We start from the raw sequence: 1,431 nt of genomic DNA, 5'->3' as shown, positions 1-1,431 counted from the left end.
GTCGTTGCCTCAGAACTAACACAGTGGACGCGAGCCTCTATGGACAAGCCCTCGGCCTATTAGTACCGGTCACCTCCACACGTTACCGTGCTTCCAGATCCGGCCTATCAACCCAGTCGTCTACTGGGAGCCTTACCCCATCAAGTGGGTGGGAGTCCTCATCTCGAAGCAGGCTTCCCGCTTAGATGCTTTCAGCGGTTATCCCTCCCGAACGTAGCCAACCAGCCATGCCCTTGGCAGAACAACTGGCACACCAGAGGTTCGTCCGTCCCGGTCCTCTCGTACTAGGGACAGCCCTTCTCAAGACTCCTACGCGCACAGCGGATAGGGACCGAACTGTCTCACGACGTTCTAAACCCAGCTCGCGTACCGCTTTAATGGGCGAACAGCCCAACCCTTGGGACCGACTCCAGCCCCAGGATGCGACGAGCCGACATCGAGGTGCCAAACCATCCCGTCGATATGGACTCTTGGGGAAGATCAGCCTGTTATCCCCGGGGTACCTTTTATCCGTTGAGCGACGGCGCTTCCACAAGCCACCGCCGGATCACTAGTCCCGACTTTCGTCCCTGCTCGACCCGTCGGTCTCACAGTCAAGCTCCCTTGTGCACTTACACTCAACACCTGATTGCCAACCAGGCTGAGGGAACCTTTGGGCGCCTCCGTTACCCTTTAGGAGGCAACCGCCCCAGTTAAACTACCCATCAGACACTGTCCCTGATCCGGATCACGGACCCAGGTTAGACATCCAGCACGACCAGAGTGGTATTTCAACGACGACTCCACGAACACTGGCGTGCCCGCTTCACAGTCTCCCACCTATCCTACACAAGCCGAACCGAACACCAATATCAAACTGTAGTAAAGGTCCCGGGGTCTTTCCGTCCTGCTGCGCGAAACGAGCATCTTTACTCGTAGTGCAATTTCACCGGGCCTATGGTTGAGACAGTCGAGAAGTCGTTACGCCATTCGTGCAGGTCGGAACTTACCCGACAAGGAATTTCGCTACCTTAGGATGGTTATAGTTACCACCGCCGTTTACTGGCGCTTAAGTTCTCAGCTTCGCCCCACCGAAATGGAGCTAACCGGTCCCCTTAACGTTCCAGCACCGGGCAGGCGTCAGTCCGTATACATCGCCTTACGGCTTCGCACGGACCTGTGTTTTTAGTAAACAGTCGCTTCTCGCTGGTCTCTGCGGCCACCCCCAGCTCAAGGAGAAAATCCTCTCACCAGGCATGGCCCCCCTTCTCCCGAAGTTACGGGGGCATTTTGCCGAGTTCCTTAACCATAGTTCACCCGAACGCCTCGGTATTCTCTACCTGACCACCTGAGTCGGTTTAGGGTACGGGCCGCCATGAAACTCGCTAGAGGCTTTTCTCGACAGCATAGGATCATCCACTTCACCACAATCGGCTCGGCATCAGGTCTCAG

Annotated in this window: 1 rRNA gene (cut by a window edge); it reads right to left on the bottom strand. The window is 56.4% G+C overall.

The annotated features are described in order from the left end of the window. Positions 1-39 precede the first annotated feature (39 nt). A 23S ribosomal RNA gene (locus ABZ078_RS44260) occupies positions 40-1,431 on the bottom strand (it continues 1,372 nt past the right edge of the window).

The organism is Streptomyces sp. NPDC006385 (assembly GCF_040612485.1).
Classification (GTDB): Bacteria; Actinomycetota; Actinomycetes; order Streptomycetales; family Streptomycetaceae; genus Streptomyces.
This window is presented reverse-complemented; position numbering and strand designations above follow the sequence as displayed.